At 68.6% G+C, this 21,962-nt stretch carries 19 protein-coding genes; 3 read left to right on the top strand and 16 right to left on the bottom strand.

Going from position 1 to position 21,962, the window contains the following annotated elements; genetic code table 11:
* From urtD to urtA, 4 genes are read right to left on the bottom strand one after another with little or no spacing between them, the layout of a single operon-like run.
* Positions 1–840: an urea ABC transporter ATP-binding protein UrtD gene (gene urtD, locus HLG70_RS27760; protein ID WP_171667174.1), complete on the bottom strand. Its 840-nt coding sequence runs from the start codon at positions 838–840 to the stop codon at positions 1–3.
* A complete protein-coding gene (urtC, locus tag HLG70_RS27765) occupies positions 837–1,964 on the bottom strand; it encodes an urea ABC transporter permease subunit UrtC (RefSeq protein ID WP_171667173.1) in 1,128 nt (375 codons plus the stop codon). The genes urtD and urtC overlap by 4 nt, the downstream gene beginning before the upstream one ends.
* Positions 1,961–3,592, bottom strand: a complete 1,632-nt coding sequence (urtB, locus tag HLG70_RS27770; RefSeq protein ID WP_171667172.1) for an urea ABC transporter permease subunit UrtB — start codon at positions 3,590–3,592, stop codon at positions 1,961–1,963. The genes urtC and urtB overlap by 4 nt, the downstream gene beginning before the upstream one ends.
* A gap of 14 nt (positions 3,593–3,606) precedes the next feature.
* Positions 3,607–4,860, bottom strand: coding sequence for an urea ABC transporter substrate-binding protein (urtA, locus tag HLG70_RS27775; RefSeq protein WP_171667171.1), 1,254 nt, complete (start codon positions 4,858–4,860; stop codon positions 3,607–3,609).
* A gap of 372 nt (positions 4,861–5,232) precedes the next feature.
* Here urtA and atzF point away from each other — a divergent pair, with 372 nt between their 5' ends.
* From atzF to HLG70_RS27790, 3 genes are read left to right on the top strand one after another with little or no spacing between them, the layout of a single operon-like run.
* On the top strand, positions 5,233–7,065 hold the full coding sequence (gene atzF, locus HLG70_RS27780) for an allophanate hydrolase (RefSeq protein ID WP_171667170.1): 1,833 nt from the start codon (positions 5,233–5,235) through the stop codon (positions 7,063–7,065).
* A gap of 27 nt (positions 7,066–7,092) precedes the next feature.
* Positions 7,093–10,731, top strand: a complete 3,639-nt coding sequence (gene uca, locus HLG70_RS27785; protein WP_171667169.1) for an urea carboxylase — start codon at positions 7,093–7,095, stop codon at positions 10,729–10,731.
* Positions 10,728–11,459 (top strand): GntR family transcriptional regulator, encoded by a 732-nt coding sequence (locus HLG70_RS27790; protein WP_171667218.1) that lies wholly within the window; start codon positions 10,728–10,730, stop codon positions 11,457–11,459. The genes uca and HLG70_RS27790 overlap by 4 nt, the downstream gene beginning before the upstream one ends.
* A 52-nt stretch (positions 11,460–11,511) precedes the next feature.
* On the opposite strand, the gene HLG70_RS27795 is transcribed toward HLG70_RS27790, so the two are convergent.
* The 12 genes from HLG70_RS27795 to HLG70_RS27850 all read right to left on the bottom strand — a co-directional run bounded on the left by HLG70_RS27795 (position 11,512) and on the right by HLG70_RS27850 (position 21,883).
* Positions 11,512–12,327, bottom strand: coding sequence for an anti-sigma factor family protein (locus tag HLG70_RS27795; RefSeq protein WP_171667168.1), 816 nt, complete (start codon positions 12,325–12,327; stop codon positions 11,512–11,514).
* Position 12,328: 1 nt separating this feature from the next.
* Entirely contained in the window at positions 12,329–12,841 is a 513-nt protein-coding gene (locus tag HLG70_RS27800) for an RNA polymerase sigma factor (protein ID WP_171667167.1), read from the bottom strand.
* A gap of 24 nt (positions 12,842–12,865) precedes the next feature.
* Positions 12,866–13,234 (bottom strand): COG4315 family predicted lipoprotein, encoded by a 369-nt coding sequence (locus HLG70_RS27805; RefSeq protein WP_171667166.1) that lies wholly within the window; start codon positions 13,232–13,234, stop codon positions 12,866–12,868.
* 96 nt (positions 13,235–13,330) lie between these two features.
* Positions 13,331–13,795: a GNAT family N-acetyltransferase gene (locus HLG70_RS27810; protein WP_171667165.1), complete on the bottom strand. Its 465-nt coding sequence runs from the start codon at positions 13,793–13,795 to the stop codon at positions 13,331–13,333.
* Between the two features lie 71 nt (positions 13,796–13,866).
* Complete coding sequence (locus HLG70_RS27815) at positions 13,867–15,270, bottom strand: DUF1501 domain-containing protein (protein ID WP_171667164.1); 1,404 nt, start codon at positions 15,268–15,270, stop codon at positions 13,867–13,869.
* Positions 15,267–16,832 carry a DUF1800 domain-containing protein gene (locus HLG70_RS27820; protein WP_171667163.1) on the bottom strand — a complete coding sequence of 522 codons (1,566 nt, stop codon included), beginning with the start codon at positions 16,830–16,832 and terminating at the stop codon, positions 15,267–15,269. Before HLG70_RS27820 ends, HLG70_RS27815 begins: the two co-directional genes overlap by 4 nt.
* A gap of 101 nt (positions 16,833–16,933) precedes the next feature.
* The gene (locus HLG70_RS27825) at positions 16,934–17,638 is read right to left on the bottom strand and encodes an SDR family oxidoreductase (protein WP_171667162.1); all 705 of its coding nucleotides are present in this window, start codon (positions 17,636–17,638) and stop codon (positions 16,934–16,936) included.
* A 102-nt stretch (positions 17,639–17,740) separates the two neighbouring features.
* Entirely contained in the window at positions 17,741–19,057 is a 1,317-nt protein-coding gene (locus tag HLG70_RS27830) for a PQQ-dependent sugar dehydrogenase (RefSeq protein ID WP_171667161.1), read from the bottom strand.
* 80 nt (positions 19,058–19,137) lie between these two features.
* Positions 19,138–19,566 carry a universal stress protein gene (locus tag HLG70_RS27835; protein ID WP_171667160.1) on the bottom strand — a complete coding sequence of 143 codons (429 nt, stop codon included), beginning with the start codon at positions 19,564–19,566 and terminating at the stop codon, positions 19,138–19,140.
* Between the two features lie 15 nt (positions 19,567–19,581).
* Complete coding sequence (locus tag HLG70_RS27840; RefSeq protein ID WP_171667159.1) at positions 19,582–20,007, bottom strand: universal stress protein; 426 nt, start codon at positions 20,005–20,007, stop codon at positions 19,582–19,584.
* A gap of 106 nt (positions 20,008–20,113) precedes the next feature.
* On the bottom strand, positions 20,114–20,917 hold the full coding sequence (gene murI, locus HLG70_RS27845) for a glutamate racemase (RefSeq protein WP_171667158.1): 804 nt from the start codon (positions 20,915–20,917) through the stop codon (positions 20,114–20,116).
* A 45-nt stretch (positions 20,918–20,962) separates the two neighbouring features.
* The gene (locus HLG70_RS27850; protein WP_171667157.1) at positions 20,963–21,883 is read right to left on the bottom strand and encodes a LysR family transcriptional regulator; all 921 of its coding nucleotides are present in this window, start codon (positions 21,881–21,883) and stop codon (positions 20,963–20,965) included.
* Positions 21,884–21,962 lie beyond the last annotated feature (79 nt).

Here is a 21,962-nt window from a genome sequence, read left to right on the forward strand (position 1 = left end):
TCAGCGCCCCAGGTAGACTTCGATCACGCGCGGGTCGGCCTGGACCTTGCTCATCGGCCCCTCCGCCAGCACCGAACCTTCGTGCAGCACCGTGACCTTGCCGTCGCCGGCGATCTGGTTGACGAAGTCCATGTCGTGCTCCACCACCATCAGGGAATGGCGTCCGCGCAGCTCGTTCAGCAGTTCACCGGTGCGTTCGGTTTCGGCGTCCGTCATGCCGGCCACGGGCTCGTCCAGCAGCAAGAGCTGCGGCTCCTGCATCAGCAGCATGCCGATCTCCAGCCACTGCTTCTGGCCATGCGACAGCAGTCCGGCCGGCCGCCACACTTCGGGCCGCAGCCGGATCAGGTCCAGGGTTTCGCCGATCTTGTCGGCCTCTTCGCCGGTCAGGCGCGAGAACAGGGTGGGACGCACGCGCTTGTCCGTCTTCATCGCCAGCTCCAGGTTCTCGAACACGGTGTGCTGCTCGAACACGGTGGGCCGCTGGAATTTGCGGCCGATGCCGGCGTGCGCGATCTGCGCCTCGGTCAGCGTGGTCAGGTCGATGCTCTGGCCGAAGTAGGCGGTGCCCGCCGTGGGCCGCGTCTTGCCCGTGATCACGTCCATCATCGTGGTCTTGCCCGCGCCGTTGGGGCCGATGACGCAGCGCAGTTCCCCCACGCCGATGTCGAGCGTCAGGTCGTTCAAGGCCTTGAATCCGTCGAAGCTGACCGTGATGCCCTCCAGGTACAGGATGGCCCCGTGGCTGGTGTCCAGGCCCTTGGGGCTGACGCGGCCGTAGCCGGCGTCGCCGCTGGGGCCGCCGTCCAGCATGGCGGATTCGGTATGCGTGGTCGTCATGCCTTTTTCTCCTGGATGCGGGCTGCGATGCGGCGGGCCAGGCCGACAATGCCCGTGGGCAGGAACAAGGTCACCAGCACGAAGATCAGGCCCAGCGCATACAGCCAGAACTCCGGCAGCACGCTGGTGAACCAGGTCTTCAGGCCGTTGACCGCGCCGGCGCCGATGATGGGGCCGACCAGCGTGCCGCGTCCGCCCGTGGCCACCCAGATCACCATTTCGATCGAGGTCTCGGTGGACATCTCGCTGGGGTTGATGATGCCGACCTGCGGCACATACAGGGCGCCTGCGATGCCGCACAGCACGGCCGACAGGGTCCACACGAACAGCTTGAAGCCCAGCGGATCGTAGCCGATGAAACGCAGGCGGTTCTCGGCGTCGCGCACGGCGGTCAGCACGCGTCCCAGCTTGCTTTGCGTGACCATGCGCGCCAGGACCAGCGCGCCGGCCAGCGCCGCCAGCGTGACCCAGTACAGCGTGGCGCGCGTGCCGGGCGCCGTGATGTCGAACCCCAGGATGCGCTTGAAGTCGGTGAAGCCGTTATTGCCGCCAAAGCCCGTGTCGTTGCGGAAGAACAGCAGCATGGCGGCAAACGTCAGCGCCTGCGTGATGATCGAGAAGTACACGCCCTTGATGCGCGAACGGAAGGCGAAGTAGCCGAACACGAAGGCCAGCACGCCCGGCACCAGCACCACCAGCAGCATCGCGTACCAGAAGTGTTCGGTGAAGGACCAGTACCAGGGGTAGCTCTTCCAGTCCAGGAACACCATGAAGTCGGGCAGCTCGCTCTGGTAGACGCCGTCGCGGCCGATGGCGCGCATCAGGTACATGCCGTGCGCATAGCCGCCCAGCGCGAAGAAGAGGCCGTGGCCCAGCGACAGGATGCCGGCATAGCCCCACACCAGGTCCAGCGCCAGCGCCGCCATGGCGTAGCACATGAACTTGCCCAGCAGGGCCACCGCATAGGCCGACACATGCAGGGCATGGCCGGGCGGAAACACCAGGTTCAGGAGCGGCAGCAAGGCCAGCAGGGCGACGGCCACGGCCAGCGCCGTCCACACCCGCCCCGAGAACAGGGGGCGGCGGGCCAGCAGGTTCAGGTCGGTCAGCGCGGTCTGTCTCATTCGACGCTCCGGCCGCGGGGGGCGAACAGGCCTTGCGGCCGCTTTTGGACGAACAGCACGATGAGCACCAGGATGGTGATCTTGGCCATGACGGCTCCCGCGTAAGGCTCCAGGAATTTATTGACGCCGCCCAGGCCCAGCGCGGCAATGACGGTGCCGGCCAGCTGGCCCACGCCGCCCAGCACCACCACCATGAACGAATCCACGATGTAGCCGCGGCCCAGGTCGGGGCCCACGTTGCCCAGCTGGGACAGCGCCACGCCCGCCAGCCCGGCAATGCCGGACCCCAGCCCGAAGGCCAGCATGTCGACACGGCCGGTGGGCACGCCCACGCAGTCGGCCATGCGGCGGTTCTGCGTGATGGCGCGCACGAACAGGCCCAGCCGCGTGTGGTTCAGCAGCGCCCACACCAGGAAGACCACGAAGAAGGCGAAGCCGATGATGACCAGGCGGTTGTAGGTCAGCACCAGCCCGCCCAGCACCGTGAGCCCGCCGGACATCCAGCTCGGGTTGCCCACTTCCACGTTCTGCGCGCCGAACAGCGTGCGCACGCCCTGCATCAGCATCAGGCTGATGCCCCAGGTGGCCAGCAGCGTTTCCAGCGGCCGGCCGTAAAGCCAGCGGATGACGGTGCGTTCCAGCGCCATGCCCACCAGCGCCGTCACGACGAAGGCCAGGGGCAGGGCGGCCACCACGTACCAGTCGAGCCAGCCCGGCAGCCAGGAGCGGAACAGCGTCTGCACGACGTAGGTGACGTAGGCGCCGATCATCAGCAGTTCGCCGTGCGCCATGTTGATGACGCCCATCAGGCCGAAGGTGATGGCCAGGCCCAGCGCCGCCAGCAACAGCACGCTGCCCAGGCTCACGCCATAGAACAGATTGCCGGCCCATTCGATCGTGGACAGATGCCGGTCGATCTGCCTGAGCGCGTTGGCGGCGGCCTCGCGCACGCCGGCGTCCGGCTCGGCGTGGACGCCGTCGCGCTCCTGCGTCAGCGCGGCCAGGGTGGGGCGGAAGGCGGCGTTGCGGGTGCTGCCCAGCAGCTCCACCGCGTGGCGCCGCTTGGCGGGGTCGGCGCTTTTCAATTCCAGATTGGCCTGCGCGATAAGCAGCGCTTCGCGCACGGCCTCGTTCTTTTCGGATGCCAGCGCCTTTTCCAGCATGGGCAGGCGCGCCGGGTCGCCCGTCTGCTGCAGCCGGCGGGCGGCGTCCAGGCGTTCATTGGGCTTGTCGGAGAACAGGCGCGAGCCCGCCAGCGCGGCCTCGATGGCGCGGCGCAGGCGGTTGTTGATGGTGACGGTGCCCGAGCCCGCGGGCAGGTCCACGGTGGCGCCGGTCGAGGGGTCGGTGGCGCGCGCGCCGCCATCCCCGATCAGCAAGCGGCCGTCGGTGGTTGCGTAGAGCTGGTCGTTGCCCAGCGCCTGCAGCACCGCGGCCGCGCCGGGATCGGGCTGCTGGCCCAGCGCGGCAATCGCTTGCAGCTTGGCGTCCGTGTCGTCGCCGGCCAGCGGCGCAAGCATGGACGGGTCCAGGCCGGCGGCCGCCGCGGGCGCGGACAGCATCGGCATGGCGACCAGCCACGCAAGAAGAAAACGACGCAAGAAGAATGCGATTGCCGCGATGCGCATGGCTGCCCTTTCCTTTAGAGGCCTTGCTTGCCTTCGTTGCCCGGGATGAACGGACTCCAGGGTTGAGCACGGATCGGACCCTTGCTCTTCCACACCACGTTGAACTGGCCGTCGCCCTTGATCTCGCCGATGTAGACGGGCTTGTGCAGGTGGTGGTTGGTCTTGTCCATTTCGATGGTGTAGCCGTCGGGCGCATTGAACTTCTGGCCCCCCATGTTGGCGATCACCTTGTCCACGTCCGTGGTCTTGGCTTGCTCCACGGCCTGCTTCCACATGTGGATGCCGATGTAGGTGGCTTCCATCGGGTCGTTCGTCACGACCGTGTTGGCGTTGGGCAGGTTCTTGGCCTTGGCATAGGCCTTCCACTTCTTGATGAACTCCTCGTTGACCGGGTTCTTGACCGACTCGAAGTAGTTCCAGGCCGCCAGATGGCCCACCAGCGGCTTGGCGTCCACGCCGCGCAGTTCCTCTTCACCCACCGAGAACGCCACGACCGGCACGTCCGTGGCCTTCAGGCCCGCGTTGCCCAGTTCCTTGTAGAAGGGCACGTTGGAGTCGCCGTTGATGGTGGAGATGACGGCGGTCTTGCCGCCGGTGGCGAACTTCTTGATGTTGGCCACGATGGTCTGATAGTCGGAATGGCCGAACGGGGTGTAGACCTCGTCGATTTCGCTGTCCTTCACGCCCTTGGAGTGCAGGAAGGCGCGCAGGATCTTATTGGTGGTGCGGGGGTAGACGTAGTCGGTGCCCAGCAGCACGAAGCGCTTGGCCCCGCCGCCATCTTCGCTCATCAGGTATTTCACCGCGGGAATGGCTTGCTGGTTGGGCGCGGCGCCCGTGTAGAACACGTTCTTCTCCAGCTCTTCGCCTTCGTACTGCACGGGGTAGAAGAGCAGGCCGTTCAGTTCCTTGAACACCGGCAGGACGGACTTGCGCGACACCGAGGTCCAGCAGCCGAACACGACGGCCACCTTGTCCTGCGACAGAAGCTGGCGCGACTTCTCCGCGAACAGCGGCCAGTTCGAGGCGGGGTCCACGATCACGGCCTCAAGCTTCTTGCCCATCACGCCGCCATTGGCGTTGATCTCTTCAATGGTCATCAGCGCAACGTCCTTGAGCGACGTTTCCGAGATGGCCATGGTGCCCGACAGGGAATGCAGGATGCCGACCTTGATGGTGTCGTCGGCGGCGTACACCTGTGGCATCCATCCGGACATGGCCAACAGGCTCACGGCGGTCAGTTGCTTAAGGGCTAGTCTGCGTTTCATGGTGACTCCTGGATGGAATGTGCCGGTTTGGCCGGCGAGAACGTTCTGAACAACACCCGACAACCTGGACTTCAAAGCAAAAGGCGTGCCAAGTGCCTGCGTGGCGCGGGACCGCCGTATGAAGAAGGGGTGTTTACGTGAATGCGCGCGACTGCCGCGTTGCGGCATGGGCCGGATCAAAACGGTGCCGCATGCACAAAACAGGTGCGTGTTGCGCCCGCTCGCGGTGCGGGCGGCGCGGCGCGCGCCGGCGGCAAAACCGCGTTTGCATGGGGTTTGCCGGCGTAAACCAGAGGGAAGGTGAAGCAGTCGGCCAACATGGCACGCCGATTGCTTGGGAATCCGTACTTGTATACAAGAAAGGATTCCAGCATGAATGCCGCAGCAACGCAGAAGAGCCCCGTCGGTTGGACGATCGCGCAGTGGCTGGCCGCCTACCGCGAGGGCGCGCAGCCCGAAGCGCTGTTGGCCGCCTATGCCGCCACGTCCGACAGCCCGCGGGACAATGCCTGGATACGGCGGGTCGACCGCGACCTGCTGGACGAACAGCTCGACGGCCTGCGCTTGTTGCTGGCGGCCGCGGGCGGCGACATGTCGCGCCTGCCGCTGTATGGCGTGCCCTTCGCCATCAAGGACAACATCGACGCGGCGGGCTGGCCGACCACGGCGGCCTGCCCCGAGTTCGCCTACACGCCAGGCGAGGACGCGACCGTCGTGCAGCGCCTGCGCGCCGCCGGCGCCATCCTGATCGGCAAGACCAACCTGGATCAGTTCGCCACCGGCCTGGTGGGCACGCGCTCGCCGCACGGCGCCGTGGCCAACAGCTTCAAGCCGGAGTACGTCAGCGGGGGCTCCAGCTCCGGATCGGCATCGGTGGTGGCGCGCGGCATCGCGGCGTTTTCGCTGGGCACCGATACCGCGGGCTCGGGCCGCGTGCCCGCGGGTTTCAACAACATCGTGGGCTTGAAGCCCACCAAGGGCTGGCTCAGCACGGCGGGCGTGGTGCCCGCCTGCCGCACGCTGGACTGCGTGTCGATCTTCGCGTTGACGGTGGACGACGCCGAACGCGTGGCGGACGTGGCCGGCGGCTTTGACGAACGCGATCCCTATTCGCGGCGCATGCCGGCCGGTGCGCAGCCGTGGCCCAAGGCGCCACGGCTGGCGATTCCCGCCACGCTGGAGTTCTTTGGCGATGCGCAGGCGGCCGCCGTGTTCGACGACGCGGTGCGAGGGCTAGTGGCAGCGGGCGCGCAGGTCGAGGCCATCGACTTCGCGCCGTTCGACGAGCTGGCCGCGCTGCTGTACCAGGGCCCGTGGGTGGCCGAACGCTACGCCGCCGTGGAAGCGCTCTGGAAGGACAAGCCGGACGCCATCAACCCCGTGGTGCGCGGCATCGTGGAGCAGGCCGCCCACTACAGCGCGCTGGACGCATTCAAGGCCGAGTACCGCCGCGCCGAACTGACCCGGCGGATCCACCAGGCGCTGGCGGGCTTCGATGCGCTGGTCGTGCCGACCTCGCCCTCCATCTACACCATCGCCCAGCTCGAGGCCGACCCGGTCACGCTGAACTCGCGCCTGGGCGTGTACACCAACTTTGCCAACCTGGCCGACTTGTCGGCGCTGGCGGTGCCTGCGGGCATGCGCGGCGATGGCCTGCCCTCGGGCATCACGCTGATCGGCCTGGCGTGGCAGGACCGCGCGCTGGCGCGGTTCGGCAAGCACTGGCAGGCGTTGCGCGGCCTGCCGCTGGGCGCCACCGGCGCGCCGCTGCCGGCCCCGGATGCTGCGTCCGGCGAGGCGCCCGCCGACACCGTGCGGGTGGCGGTGGTGGGCGCGCACCTGACGGGCATGCCGCTGAATCATCAATTGACGTCGCGCCATGCGGTGTTTGTGGAAAAGACGCTGACCGCGGGCGACTACCGGCTCTACGCCCTGGCCAACACCACGCCGCCCAAGCCCGGCCTGGTGAAGTCGGACAGCGGCGGGGCCATCGAGGTCGAGCTGTGGGACGTGCCGGTGACGGCCTTCGGCGCCTTCGTGGCCGAGATCCCCGCGCCGCTGGGCATCGGCACGCTGGAGCTGCAGGACGGCCGCAAGGTCAAGGGCTTCATCTGCGAGCCGCGCGGCCTGGACGGCGCGCGGGACATCACCGCCTTCGGCGGCTGGCGCGCCTATCTGGCCAGCCTCAACGCCACCCCCCGCTAACCCCGCCAGACACCAGGGAGTCGCATCGTGTTCGATACCGTTCTGATTGCAAACCGCGGCGAAATCGCCGTCCGCGCCATCCGCAGCCTCAAGCGCCTGGGCATCCGCAGCGTGGCCGTCTATTCCGATCCGGACCGCAACGCCGCGCATGTGCGCGAGGCCGACGTGGCCGTCGCCCTGGGCGGCGAGAAGGCGGCCGACAGCTACCTGCGCATGGACCTGTTGCTGGCCGCCGCCCGCGAGCAGGGCGCGCAGGCGATCTACCCCGGCTACGGCTTCCTGTCCGAGAGCGCGGAATTCGCCGACGCCTGCGAAGCCGCGGGCATCGCGTTCGTCGGCCCCACGCCCCTGCAGATCCGCGAGTTCGGCCTGAAGCACCGTTCGCGCGAACTGGCGGCCGAGGCCGGCGTGCCGATGACGCCCGGCACCGGCCTTCTGGCCAGCCTGGGAGAGGCGCTGTCGCAGGCCGAGCGCATCGGCTACCCGGTGATGTTGAAGAGCACGGCCGGCGGCGGCGGCATCGGCCTGTCGCGCTGCGAAAACGAGGCCGAACTGACGGTGGCGTTCGACAGCGTGCAGCGCATGGGCGAGCATTTTTTCCGCGACGGCGGCGCTTTCATCGAGCGCTATGTGGACAATGCGCGGCACGTCGAGGTGCAGATCTTTGGCGACGGCGCGGGCCGCGTGCTGGCGCTGGGCGAACGCGATTGCTCGGTGCAGCGGCGCAACCAGAAAGTCATCGAAGAGACCCCGGCCCCGCTGCTGCCCGCCGCCACGCGCGCCGCGCTGCTCGAGGCTGCCGTCAAGCTGGGCGAATCCGTCAACTACCGCTCGGCCGGCACGGTGGAATTCATCTACGACCCGGCGCGCGACAGCTTCTACTTTCTTGAGGTCAACACGCGGCTGCAGGTCGAGCATCCCGTGACCGAAGCCGTGACCGGGCTGGATCTGGTGGAATGCATGCTGCGCGTGGCCGCGGGCCAGCCGCTGGACTATGCCGCGATGTCGCGCGCGCCGCGCGGCGCATCGATCGAGGTGCGGCTGTATGCCGAGGATCCGCTGCGCCAGTTCCAGCCCTCGCCCGGCGTGCTGACCGAGGTGTCGTTTCCGGAAGGCGTGCGGGTGGACGGCTGGGTGGCGACGGGCACGGAGGTGCCGGCCTTCTACGACCCGATGCTGGCCAAGCTGATCGTGCATGCGGACACGCGCGAGGCCGCGCTGGACAAGCTGGCCGACGCCCTGGCCAGGACCCGGCTGCACGGTATTGCGACCAACCTGGACTACCTGCGCCAGATCGTGGCCGACGAGCGCTTTCGCGCCGGCAAGCTGTCCACGCGCTTCCTGGAGAGCTTTGCCTACCGGCCCGCGGCGATCGAGGTGCTGGAAGCGGGCACCTACACCAGCGTGCAGGACTATCCGGGCCGCGCCGGCTATTGGGACATCGGCGTGCCGCCTTCGGGGCCGATGGACGACTACGCCTTTCGCGTCGCAAACCGCATCGTGGGCAACGCGCCGGACGCCGCCGGCATCGAAGCCACGCTGGTCGGACCGACCTTGCGCTTTCACGGCGACGCCATCGTGGCGCTGACGGGCGCGGCCTGCGCGGCCACCCTGGACGGCGAGCCCGTGCCCATGTGGCAGCCGATAGCGGTGCGCTCTGGCCAGGTGCTGGCCACCGGCCGCGCGCTATCGGGCTGCCGCAGCTATCTGGCGGTGCGCAACGGGCTGGACGTGCCGGTCTACCTGGGCAGCCGCTCCACCTTTGTCCTGGGCCAGTTCGGCGGCCATGCCGGCCGCACCCTGCGCGTGGGCGACATGCTGCCGGTGGTGCGCCCGGAGCTGGCGGGCGCCGCCGCGGCGCAGCCCTTGACGGAACCGCAGGCCGCGCCCGCCGAACTGATTCCCGAATATGGCAGCGCGTGGGAGATCGGCGTGCTGTATGGCCCGCATGGCGCGCCGGACTTTTTTCAGCCCGAAGCCATCGAGGCCTTCTTCGCCGCGGACTGGGAAGTCCACTACAACTCCAACCGCCTGGGCGTGCGCCTGATCGGCCCCAAGCCCACCTGGGCGCGCGAGAACGGCGGCGAGGCCGGACTGCATCCGTCCAACATCCATGACTGCGAATACGCCATCGGCAGCATCAACTTCACGGGCGACAGCCCGGTGATCCTGACCCGCGACGGTCCCAGCCTGGGCGGTTTCGTGTGCCCCGTCACCATCGCCCGCGCCGAATTGTGGAAGGTAGGGCAGGTCAAGCCGGGCGACCGGATCCGTTTCGTGCGCATCGACTACCCGCAGGCCGTGGCGCTGGAAGCCGCGCAGGACCGCAGCGTGGCCGGCCTGTCGGCGGTGGCGCCCGCGGCGACCCCGCCGGCTCCCGTGCCGGCCACCGTGTCCGAAACCATCGTCGCGGCCCTGCCGGCCGAGGGCTCGCGGCCTTCGGTGTCCTACCGGCAGGCGGGCGACGGCTACCTGCTGCTGGAATACGGCGACAACGTGCTGGACCTGGCGCTGCGCATGCGCATCCACTTGCTGATGCAAGCGCTGAACGCCGACCCGATCGCGGGTGTCCAGGAGCTGTCGCCGGGCGTGCGCTCCCTGCAGATCCGGTACGACAGCCGCGTCATCCTGCAGGGCGCGTTGATCGCGCGCCTCTTGGAGATCGAGGCGGGGCTGGCCGACGTGGCCACGCTGAAGGTGCCGACCCGCGTCGTGTACCTGCCCATGGCCTTCGAGGACTCCGCCACGCTGGGCGCCGTGCGGCGCTACCAGGAAACCGTGCGCGCCAGCGCGCCGTGGCTGCCGAACAATGTGGACTTCATCCAGCGCATCAACGGCCTGGACGACCGCGACGAAGTCAGCCGCATCGTGTTCGACGCCAGCTATCTGATCATGGGCCTGGGCGACGTCTACCTGGGCGCGCCTTGCGCGGTGCCGATAGATCCGCGCCATCGCCTGCTGACATCCAAGTACAACCCGGCGCGCACCTTCACCGCCGAAGGCACGGTGGGCATCGGCGGCGTGTACATGTGCATCTACGGCATGGATTCTCCGGGCGGCTACCAGCTGGTCGGGCGCACCTTGCCCATCTGGAACAAGTTCCTGAAGAACCCCGTGTTCCAGGACGGCAAGCCCTGGCTGCTGCGCTTCTTCGATCAGGTGCGTTTCTATCCGGTCACCGAAGCCGAGCTGGACGGGCTGCGCGAGGACTTCCGGGAAGGCCGGGCCACGGTGCGCATCGAGGAGGAAGTGTTCGACTTCGCCGCCCACCAGCGTTTCCTGGCGGAGCAGGCCGACAGCATCGCCGCATTCCAGGCGCGCCAGAAGACGGCCTTCGACGCCGAGGTCGCGCTGTGGAAGACCGAGGACGTAGTGGTGGAGCAGGCCGCCGCCGAACCCGAGGCCGAGACCGCCTTGCGCGAAGGCGAGCGCCTGGTCAGCGCCGACATGTGCGGCAACATCTGGAAGATACCGGTCGAGGTGGGGCAGAGCGTGTCGGCCGGCGATACGCTGGTGGTGGTGGAGGCCATGAAGATGGAGTTGTCCGTCATCGCGCCGGCGGCGGGCACGGTGACGGCGATCCGCTGCGTGCCGGGCAAACCCGTGAACGCGGGCGATCCGCTGATCGTGATGGCCGAAGACGCCACGTGCGCCGTGACCGGATGATGCGGCTGGAATCCGTGCAGGCCGGGCCCGCCATGCGCCAGGCGCCGGCGCTGGCCGGCTCGCTGGCCGACCAAGTCTACCAGCGCATCAAGGACGACCTGTTCGACTTCCGCATGTTGCCGGGCGAACGCTTCACCGAGGCCGATCTGGTGGCGCGGCTGGGCGTCAGCCGCACGCCGGTGCGGCTGGGCCTGGCCCGGCTGGAGCGCGAAGGCTTCGTGCTGGCGCGGCCGCGCAGCGGCTGGCAGGTGCGGCCGTTCGATTTTGAACGCTTCGAGGCGCTGTACGACGTGCGCGTGGTGCTGGAGCAGGCGGCGGTTGACAAACTGTGCGCCCGCCAGCACATGGATCCGGCCGGAATACTCGGCGCGCTGACCGACGTGTGGCTGGTGCCGCCGCCGCAGCGCATCCTGGACGGCCGGCTGGTGGCGCAGCTGGATGAGGCGTTCCATTGCTCGCTGGTGGCGGCCGCCGGCAACCCGGAGATGGCGCAGATCCACCGCGACGTGACCGAGAAGATACGCATCGTGCGCAGGCTGGATTTCACCAAGGACTTCCGCGTCGACGCCACTTATGACGAGCACGCGGCCATCCTGCGCGCGGTGCTGGCGCGGCGCGCCGACGAGGCGTCGCGCATGCTGCGTTCACACATCGAGATGAGCAAGGCGGAGGTGCGCAAGATCACGCTGCACATGCTGCACGAAGCGCGGGAAAACGCCGCGGCTTGAACGCGGCGGAACCTTGGGGCCCGTGCCAGGCTCCTTTCGGTGTTGACAGGCCCTAGCCCTGCAACTGCCGGTAGACCTCTTGCGACACGCGCTGCAGCTCGTCGCGGCTGACGGCGCCCGACAGCGCGTAGCCGAACTGTCCTTCCACCCAATAGAACACCCGCACCGGCCCTTCCTGCGTGAACTGGAAGGCGGTCTGTTCGCCCGCGGCCTCGCGGGTGACATACAGGGTCAGGCGCTGGCCGTCGGCCGCGCCATACATGAACAGCGCGACCGGCCCCGCGCCGCCAGGCAGCAGGCGACCGCCGACCAGCTCGTAGCCGGCCTGCGACAGCGACGGTGCGCGCACGGGCGCGCCCATGCGCTTGGTCAGCCAGGTGACCAGTCCTTTTTCGTTGTCGGCGCCGACCTCGACGGGCCGGCCCATGTCGGGCGCGTAGACAGCGTGGGCGATGGCGGCGCGCTGGGCGTAGCCGCCCGCGGCGCGCTCCGGGCTGACCGTGGCCAGCACGGTCTGCAGATGGCGGGCATCCAGGGCCCCTCGGACCAGCCAGGCCGCGCTGGCGCTGACGGCGGCGATGGCCACGCTGGCGGCCAGCGCGCGCCACGGCCATGCGCGCACCGGAGCCTTGAGCGGCAGGCGCAGCGGCAGGGGCTCGTCCAGCACGGGATCCAGCAGGGCGTGCAGCGCGCGCCGCTGTTCCTTCCAGTCGTCCACGCGGGTCTGGTCCTGCGGATGGGTCGCAAGAAAGGCCGCGACCTCGGCATGGCGGGCAGTCGGCAACTGGCCGTCCGCGTAGCCGTGCAGATCGGCCTCGGTGATGGGGGTGCCGGTGGTGGGCACCGGTAGCAGGCGTTTGTCAGTCATGTCATTTCACGCGATGTAGCCGGCTGACCGTGTCGCGGCCCTGCATCAGCGCGCCCAGCTTTTCGCGGGCGCGCGACAGGCGCGACATGATGGTGCCGATCGGCACCGCCAGTATCTGGGCGGTTTCCTGATAGGACAGGTCTTCCACGCATATCAGCAACAGGACTTCCCGCTGCTCGGCCGGCAGGGCTTGCAGGCAGCGGTCCAGGTCGCGCACCTCCAGGTGGTCGGTCTGGGTGGCGCGCACGGGGGCGTCGGGCAGATCGCCCGGCGCCGTCTGGTCGACCCGCCGGCTGGACGCGCGCACGCCGTCGATGAAATGGTTGTGCATGATGCCGAACATCCAGGCGCGCAGTTCGCCGCGCCGCTGCCATCGTGAATAGCGGCTCCATGCGCGCTCCAGCGTGTCCTGGACCAGGTCGTCGGCCCGGTGGGGGTCGCCCGTCAGCCCGCGGGCATAGCGCCGCAGGCTGGGGATGCAGGCCAGGATCAGGGCTTCGTCTTCGGCGCGCATGGTCGGAACAGGTACCCGTCCGTATCAGGGCTTGACCACGTGCCAGATTTCCTTGAAGTTGTCGCCGGTCTTGTCGCCCGGCTTGGTGTCCTTGGCGAACAGGTACAGGGGCTTGCCCTTGTGCGCCCATTGCTTGGAGCCGTCGTCGCGGGTGATGACCGTCAGGTCGCCCATGGGCTTGGCGTCCGCGGCAGCGGCCACGGGGGGCCAGGCCTTGGCGCACTGGTCGACGCAGACGCTTTTGCCCGCGGAGTCCTTGTCGAAGGTGTACAGCGTCATGCCGGCGCTGTTGACCAGGATGCCATCCTGGGTCTTGACGGCCTGGGCGTGGGCGCCGGCCGAGAACAGGGCAGCGGAGGTAAGGACCAGGGCTGCGGCGATGTGATTGCGCATGTTTTGCCTCGTAGGTGGGAAAGTTGGGGGACTGCCCTCTACGGACGCTGCCCGGTATCGCTTTATTCCCGCGACCACGGAAGAAACCGCAAAGGCTCAGCCGGCCGGCCGGACGGCGCCGGGTTCGTAACGCATTTCATGCTCCAGATCGGTCTCCTTGATGGGGGTGAAGCCCAGCGCTTCATACAGCCGCCGGGCGGGGTTGCCCTTGAGCACGCTCAGCGTGACCGGCGCGCCTTCGGCGTCCGCCTGGTCCAGCACGCCGGCCAGCAGCCGGCGGCCCAGGCCCTGGCCCTGGAAGGCGGGGTCGATCTGAATCTGGACGATGCGCCAGCCGGCGGCATCGCGGTAGTGCTTGAGCAGGCCGGCTGGCCTGCCGTCCAGCCAGACGATCTGCGCGTCGTCGAAGTGATAGTGGATGCGCGCCAGATGGTGCTCGTCGTCCAGCGGCGCGCCGGCGCGCCGCAAATGCTCGGTCATGGTGGACTTGCGCAAGGACAGCAGGAACGGCAGGTCGTCTTCGGTGGCGGACTGCAACGCCAGATCAGGGGTGAGGCTCATGTTGCGGGTGCGGATACGGATGGACGGGAAAGCGCGGCGTGGCCGGCATGGCGCCAGCCTGATGCATGAGGTTATAGAGCGGTTGGGCCGCCAGCGCCAGTGCGATCCAGTATCCCCAGCGGTTCCGCCCCGAAGTGCTTCAGGTTGGGGAACACCATGCGCAGGTCGTCGCGGCTGGCGCCAAACCAGGTGCCCAGCGACGCGCCGAGCTGGTCGACCGCCGTGGTGGGCAGCAGGCGGCCGTTGTCGACGAAGCCGGGGCCGTCCAGCGCAATCTCCGGGTGGGATCCGTAATAGCGGCCGCCGTTGACCGCCCCGCCCAGCACGAAATGGTGCGAGCCCCAGCCGTGGTCGGAGCCGTTGCCATTTGATCCCAGCGTCCGGCCGAACTCCGACGCCGTGAACGTGGTGACCTGATCGGCCACGCCCATTGCCGACAGGGCTTGCTGGAACGCCGCCAGCGCCTGCCCCATTTCCTGCAACAGCGCCGGATGCGTGTCGTTCAGGCCGGTGTGGTTGTCGTAACCGTTCTGCGACACGAAGAACACCTGGCGACGCGCGCCCAGCGCTTGCCGCGCGCCGATGATGCGGGCGACGATCTTCAGCTGCTGGGCCAGTGGCGATGAAAAATCGCCTGGCACCGCCACGCCCGCCAGCGCGGCGCGCAGCCGCAGGTCGGCGTCGATGGACTGGGCGGCGATGCGCGACATCTCGCGCTCCATCAGATGCTCGCGCGGCTGCGTGATCAGTTCGCGCAGCAAGGCGGTGCAGGCGCTGGAGCCATACATGTCGCGATGCAGCATGTCGATCTGCGTGGATCCATTGATGCCCACGCGATAGCCCGCCACTTTGCGGCCGGCGAGCAGCACGGTGCTGCCGCCAGCCGTGATGCCCGTGAAGCTGCGCTGCGCATTGGCGCCGGCGAACAGGTCCGTCAACCGGCCCGCCCAGCCGGACGAGGCGCCTTCCGGCGCCAGCGCCTGCCAGTACGATTGCTGGTCGTTGTGCGAGAACAGCTTGGGCGGCAGCGGCACGCGCGCGCCGATGTATTCCGCTTTGGTGGTGGGGACGACCAGCGGTCCCACGTTCAGCAGCGCCGCCATGTCGCCGCGCTCGTACAGCGGCGCCAGCGGCGCCAGCGCCGGCGCCAGGGCGAACTGCGCCCCGCCCGCCGCGCCCTCCTTGCCGCGCAGGGCGGTGGCGCGCAGCGCGTCGCGGGGCAGGGCGATGTCGCCGCGGGCCGCGGCGTAGGCCCGATGGGCAGGCGCGTCGAAGGGGACCAGCGTGTTGTAGGGGTCGTTGCCGCCATACAGGAACACGCAGACCAGGGCCTTGTACGAGGACGGCGCCGATTGCGCCGCGGCGGCCCCGATCGCGGCCAGGTTCAGGGCCAGCGGCGCGGCGGCGCCGGTGGCGCCCAGCGCGCAGGCGCGCAGCAGGAAGGCGCGGCGGTCGGCGTCGTGCGAGCGTGTCATTTCTGCACCAGGTATTCAGGGGTGGCCGCCACCAGCATGATGGCCGCGCGCACGCGGTCCCGGGGGCGGTCGGCGGGCAGGGTAGCCACCGCCCGCGCGATGGCGGCGGCGGTGGCCGCGCTGAACGCATCGCCCGCCAGCAGCAGCACCACGCGGGCCACCAGTGCGTCCGGGTTCCGGGCCAGCGCGATCTCGGGCGCATAGGAGGTCTGCAGATCCTCCCAGCCCCGGTCCGCGTAGATCGCCAGGAAGTTCAGGTAGCCGGCAATGCTGGTCTCGTCGGTGATCTGCAATTCGGGCGCCACCAGGTGCCGCCTGGCCAGTTCGGTCACGGGCGGCGTGTAGCGGGGGCGGAAGAAGTTGAAGACCGTGGCCGATCGCATGGGGCTTTGCGCCAGCCGGATCGTGTTGTCCGTGGTGTCCGGCATCGCCCACGCGCCGTTGGTGGACTCGGCGCCGAAGGCCCGCGCCCACCCCGAGAAGCGCAGGATGGGTTCGCGCACCTTGCCCCAGTGGGGCGCGTTCAGATCGGGCTGGCGGGCCTCCGGATCGAGCAGGATGGCGCGCACGACCGCCTTCAGGTTGCCGCGCACGCCCTTGCCGTCGTCGTTGAACACGGCGGACACGCGGCCGACGTAGGCGGGGCTGGGATTGCTGGTCACCATCCGCTGGATGAGCTGCATGCCGATGAACGGCCCCACGTTGGGGTGGGCGCAGATCACGTCCATGGCGCGCTTGAGAGACAGGTGGCCATCGGTGCCGGGGGGGATGACGGCGCCCAGGAAGCGCTTCTCGGACATCGAATGCAGCCCGTTGTTGAGCGCCATCGGCCGCCGGTGGAATTCCACGTCCGTCTCCGGGCCGTTGATGTCCCAGCCGGTGAATACCTTGGCCAGCCCTTGCACGTCCGCATTGGTATAGGTTTCCACGGGCGCGCCCTTGACCATTCTTACCGTGCCGTCCTGCTCCAGTTCCAGGAGGCCGATGCTGAACAGCTGCATGACCTCGCGCGCGTAGTTCTCGTCGGGGTGGCGGCCGGTCTTGGGATCTTCCTTGCGGTTGCCGCGGTAGGTCAGCATGCAGCCCATGGACAGGTTGCGCGTCACGGCGGTCAGCAGGTCCTGGTAGTTGCCTAGCGCATGCTCGGCCAGCAGGTCCATGAACCCCGCGGCGCCAAACAGCGGCCAGGACGCGGTGATGGACGAAACCCCGACGACGAAGATCTCGGACAGCGAGAACGCCACCCGCGTGCGCACCTGGTCCGGCGCGCTGATGAACTTGCGCCACAGCGTGGATTCCAGCGGCGCATTGATACCGTTGCCCTTGAAGGCCTCGGTGTTCTTTCGCTGCTGCAGCAGCCAGTCGAAATGGGTCTGGGACGGGGGCAGCGCCAATTGCGCGTCCAGCCAGGCCGCGTAGCCGTCGCGCACCACGGCGTCGATCTGGGCGGGCGTCGGGCCGAACGTTGCCTGCGCCAGAAAGCGCGAGGCCTGGCCCGGCGTGGGGGCGGCGGGAGCGGGCGGAGCGGGCTGCTGCGCAGCCGCTGACGGCGTAGCGGACATGCGCAGGCACCTCGTCGAATGCGAAAACCTACGGTACTAAAAGCCCGGTGCGCGCTTCAATACCGTCATTCGGATGAGGGATTAAGCCAAAAGGATCAGATCTAGACGGAACGCGTGATGCCGCCGTCGATGCGGATATTCTGGCCGGTGATGTAGGACGACGCATCGGAGGCCAGGAAAGCGATCAGGTCCGCGACCTCTTCGGCCGTGCCGTAGCGGCCCATCGGGATGCGCGCGCGGCGGTCTTCCTTTTCAGGCAGGCTGTCGATGAAGCCCGGCAGCACATTGTTCATGCGCACGTTGTGCTGGGCGTATTCGTCCGAGAACACCTTGGTGAAGGCGGCCAGGCCGGCGCGGAACACGCCCGAGGTCGGGAACAGCGCTTCGGGTTCGAACGTGGCGTAGGTGGAAATGTTGACGATGGCGCCCGACTTCTGCTGCTTCATGACGGGGGCGACCAGGCGCGCGATGCGCACGACATTCAGCAGGTAGAACTCCATGCCCAGGTGCCAGTCGTCGTCGCTGATCTCCAGCAGCGGACCCTTGGGGCCGTGGCCGGCGCTGTTGATGACTGCATCAATCCGGCCCCATTTCTGCAGCGCGGCATCCACCAGCCTGGCCAGATCCTCGGGCGACCGGTTCGACCCGGTGACGCCCAGCCCGCCCAGTTCCTGCGCCAGCGTCTCGCCCTTGCCCGACGAGGACAATATGGCGACGCGGTATCCGTCCGCCGCCAGCTTGCGCGCCGCCGCCGCGCCCATGCCGCTGCCTCCGGCGGTGACGACCGCCACTTTTTCCGTGCTCATGCTCGCTCCTGTCTGGAATTCCGGGAGCGGCCATTGTAGGGGCGGGGGGCGTTCGGCCCAAGGCCGGCGCGCGCCGCCGGATCCTTCATGGCGGGCGTATCGCTACGGTTGCGCGCCGACGCGCCAGACCACATTGCCCACATCGTCCGCCACCAGCAGGCCGCCCTGTGCGTCGATGGCCACGCCTACCGGCCGGCCCTGCGCCTGTCCGCTTTCATTGAGGAAACCCGTCAGCACGTCGCGCGCGGGTCCGCTGGGCTGGTTCTTGTCGAAGGGCACGAAGATCACCTTGTAGCCGCTGCGCGGATCGCGGTTCCAGGAGCCGTGCTGGCCGACGAACATGCCGTTTATGTAGGGCTCGGGCAGCTTCGCGCCGCCCGACCAGGCCAGGCCCAGCGAGGCCGTGTGCGGACCCAGCGCGTAGTCGGGCACGATGGCCTGCGCGACCAGTTCCGGCCGCTGGGGCTCGACGCGGGTATCGACGTGCTGGCCGAAATAGCTGTAGGGCCAGCCGTAGAAGCCGCCGTCGCGCACCGAGGTCATGTAGTCGGGCACGAGATCGCTGCCCAGTTCGTCGCGTTCATTGACGGCCGTCCACAGCGTCTTGCCATCCGGCGCCCAGGCCATGCCGACCGGATTGCGCAGGCCCGTGGCGTACAGGCGCTTGGCGCCGCTGGCCACGTCCAGCTCCCAGATGGCGGCGCGGCCTTCCTCGATGTCCATGCCGTTTTCGCCCACATTGCTGTTGGAGCCGACGGACACATACAGCCGGGCGCCATCCGCGCTGGCAAGCAGGTTCTTGGTCCAGTGGTGGTTGATGCCGGCGGGCAGGTCCGTGACCTTCACGCCGGGGGCGGCGATATGGGTCTGGCCGGTCTCATAGGGATAGCGCATGACCGCATCGGCGTTGGCCACATAAAGCTGGTTGCCGATGAGCGCCATGCCGAAGGGGGAATTCAGCCCTTCCAGCAGCACGCTGCGCGTTTCGGCCACGCCGTCATGGTCGGCGTCGCGCAAGAGCGTGATGCGGTTTGCGCTGACGGTCTTGGCGCCGGCCCGCTTCATCGCCACGCCGGTGGCCCAGGCCTTGATGCCGCCCGCGGCGTCTTCGGGCTTGGGCGGGGCATTGGTCTCGGCCACCAGCACATCGCCGTTGGGCAGCACGTACAGCCAGCGCGGGTGGTCCAGTCCGCCGGCGTATGCCGTCACCGCCAGGCCGCTGGCGGCCACCGGGTGCGCGCCTGGTGGCCAGCCCACGGCCCGGGCGGTGTTCACCGTGGGGATGAGGGTGGTGTTGGGAGGCGGCAATTGGGGGTTCGGGCCCATGCCGGCCTCGACCGGCAGCCTGGCGACTTCGCCGCAGGCGCTGAGCACCGTCAGCGCAAGGCCGGCCGCCAGCGAGATACGCAGGATGTGCATGATGCGACTCCAGAGCTATCTGTCGGTCTCATCATACTCACGCGGGCGGCCTGGCGCTCATGCGGGCCAGGCTTGCGGCCTTACTTCACCAGCGTGACCGGCACCTGCGCCAGCTGCACCACCTGATTGGCGACGGAGCCGATCAGGATGTTGACGAGCGACCCGTTGCCGCGCGTGCCCATGACGATGCGGGCGCAGCCGTGGTCTTGCGCATAGCCGGCGATTTCGGTCGCCGCGTGCCCGAAGACGACGTGGCTGGCGTAGTCGACGCCGGCCGCATCCAGCAGCTTGCGCGCTTCCTCGGAGGCCTCCCGGCCTTCGCGGGCGTAGAAGTCGTTGATCATGTCTTGCGTGATCAGCCTCGAAACGCCGGCACGGCCGCGGGGAGGCGTCTGGATGTTGAGCAGATGGATGCGCGCGTATTTGGCGCCCTGGGCAAGGCGGCGGGCATACACGACGGCGCGGTTGGCATTGTCGGAGCCGTCGACGGGGACGAGGATATTCAGCATGGATGCTCCTTGGCCTTATTTGACCAGCGTGACGGGCAGCTCCGTCAGGTGCAGGACGCCTGTCGCGACGGACCCCATGAACATGGCCGAGACCGAGCCCAGGCCGCGCGTGCCCATGTAGATCTCGTTGGCCCCGGTTTCACCGGCGACGCGCGCGATGGTCTCCGCCGCGGCGCCTACCTGGATATGGGTCTCGAACGGAACGCCCGCCTCGGACAGCAAGGCGCTGGCGGCCTGCACGGCGGCCTGGCCTTCCTCTTCGTGGTAAGCGTCGATTTCCGCCTGGGACAGGCCGCGCGCGAACTTGCCCGCCTGCAGGGGAATCTGGACGGTCAGCAGGTCCACGCGTTCGACCGGGTCGTAGCGGCGGGCGTCGAGCAGGGCCTTGACCGCATTGAGGGCTTGTTGCGAGCCGTCGACGGGAATCAGGATGCGTTTCATGGGCGTCTCCTTGTGTGCGGGCCGCAAAGAGCGGCGCGTTCCACTGTATCCCAATTATTCGCCGAATCCGGCCGCGGCGAGATGCGCGGGATCAATCCCCGCGCGCTCAGCGCCAGCGTTCCGGCGTGGCTGCGGCACTGAGCGGCTGCCCCAGCAGGCGGCTGGCCAGTTCCGCCAGGGCGCTGGCCACGCCGGTGGTTTCCAGCTGCAGTTCGCCCGGGCCTTGCCCGTGCAGCAGGCCGCGTTCCTGCAACTGATGGCGCAGCCAGCGCGCCACCGGCGCGCCGGTTTCCAGCAGCGGCACGCCGGGACCGGCCGCCGCCTGGATCAGGTCTCGCAGAAACGGAAAGTGCGTGCAGCCCAGCACCAGCACGTCGGCGCCGGCCTGGCGCAGTTCGGCCACGGGCGCCTGCACCGCGGCTTCGGCCTCGGGGCCGGAGAGTATGCCTTGCTCCACCAGCCGCACCCACTGCGGGCAGGGCCTGAGCAGAATGCGCACTTCGGGCGCCTCGCGCTGCACCAGCGCGGCGAACTTGGGGCTGGCCAGCGTGCCGGTGGTGGCGAATACGCCGACCACGCCGCTGTGCGTCAGGTGCGCCGCGGGCTTGATGGCGGGCTCCACGCCGATGATGATCAGGCCGGGATGGCGCCGGCGCAGCAGGGCAATGGCGGCGGCGGTCGCCGTGTTGCACGCCACCACCATGGCGCGGGCCTGGCGCGACACGAAGTAGTCGGCGATCGCGCAGGCGCGCCGTTCAACGAAGTCCTGTGTTTTCTCGCCGTAGGGCACGTGGGCGGAGTCGGCCACGTACAGCAGCGGCTCGTGGGGCAGGGCGTCTCGGATGGCGCGCAGCACGCTCAGGCCGCCGACGCCGGAGTCGTATACGCCGATGGGGGATTCGGAAAGCATGGCTGGGTTGAAGAATGCGGTTGGCGGGAAGTGTAGCGCCGCGCCTTAGGCCTCGGACTCGTCCCGATGTCGCAGCGCCTCGTCGATCAGCTTGCGGGTGGCGCCGGACATGGGGGCGTCGCGCCAGATCAGGTTCAGCGGCGCGCGCAGCTCCGCCGGGTGGGTCACGCCGACGTACACCACGCCCTCGATGTTCACGCGGCGCAGCGACGCGGGCACCAGCGACACACCCAGGCCCGCGGCGACCAGGCTCAGCGTGGACAGCATGCGCGGCGCTTCCTGCGCGATGCGCGGGCTGAAGCCGGCGGCGCTGCAGGCCGCGATGATGGCGTCGTACAGGCCGGGGCCGCTGTGGCGGCGGTACAGGATGAGCGACTCGTCGGCCAGTTCGGACAGCGCGATGTGTTCGCGCACCCGGCCCTTGACGGCGGGATGGTCCGCGGGAAACGCGGCCAGCATGGTTTCCTCCAGCACGGTTTCCATCACCACGCCCCGGTCGGGGCCATAGGCGCCCCGGATGAAGGCCACATCCACGCGCCCTTCGGCAACGGCCTCCATCAGTTCGCCGGTGCTGCTTTCTTCCAGGACCAGGCGCACCTGCGGCGCGCTTTCCCGGAAACGCCGGATGACCGAAGGCACGAAGGGATGGAAGGCGGCGGACCCCGTGAAGCCTACGGTCAGCCGGCCTGCCTCGCCCAGCGACACGCGGCGCACGCCGTCCACGGCCTGGTCCACCAGCGCGATGATGTTGCGGGCGTCTTCGAGCAGCGCGCGGCCGCTTTCCGTGAGCTCCATGCCGCGCGGCAGGCGGTGAAACAGCGTGACGCCCAGTTCATGCTCAAGCACGCGGATCTGCTGGCTGAGCGGCGGCTGGCGGATGCCGAGCCGGGCCGCGGCCTTGGTCAGGTGGGATTCCTCGGCCACCGCCAGGAAGTAGCGCAGCAGGCGCAGGTCTACGGATGCCATATTCAACCGATATGAGTCAACAACAAGTCATATATTAGACATTATCTAGTGCGAAGAGTAGGCTGCAATATCGTTATTC

This window comes from Achromobacter deleyi (assembly GCF_013116765.2).
Classification (GTDB): domain Bacteria; phylum Pseudomonadota; class Gammaproteobacteria; order Burkholderiales; family Burkholderiaceae_B; genus Achromobacter; species Achromobacter deleyi_A.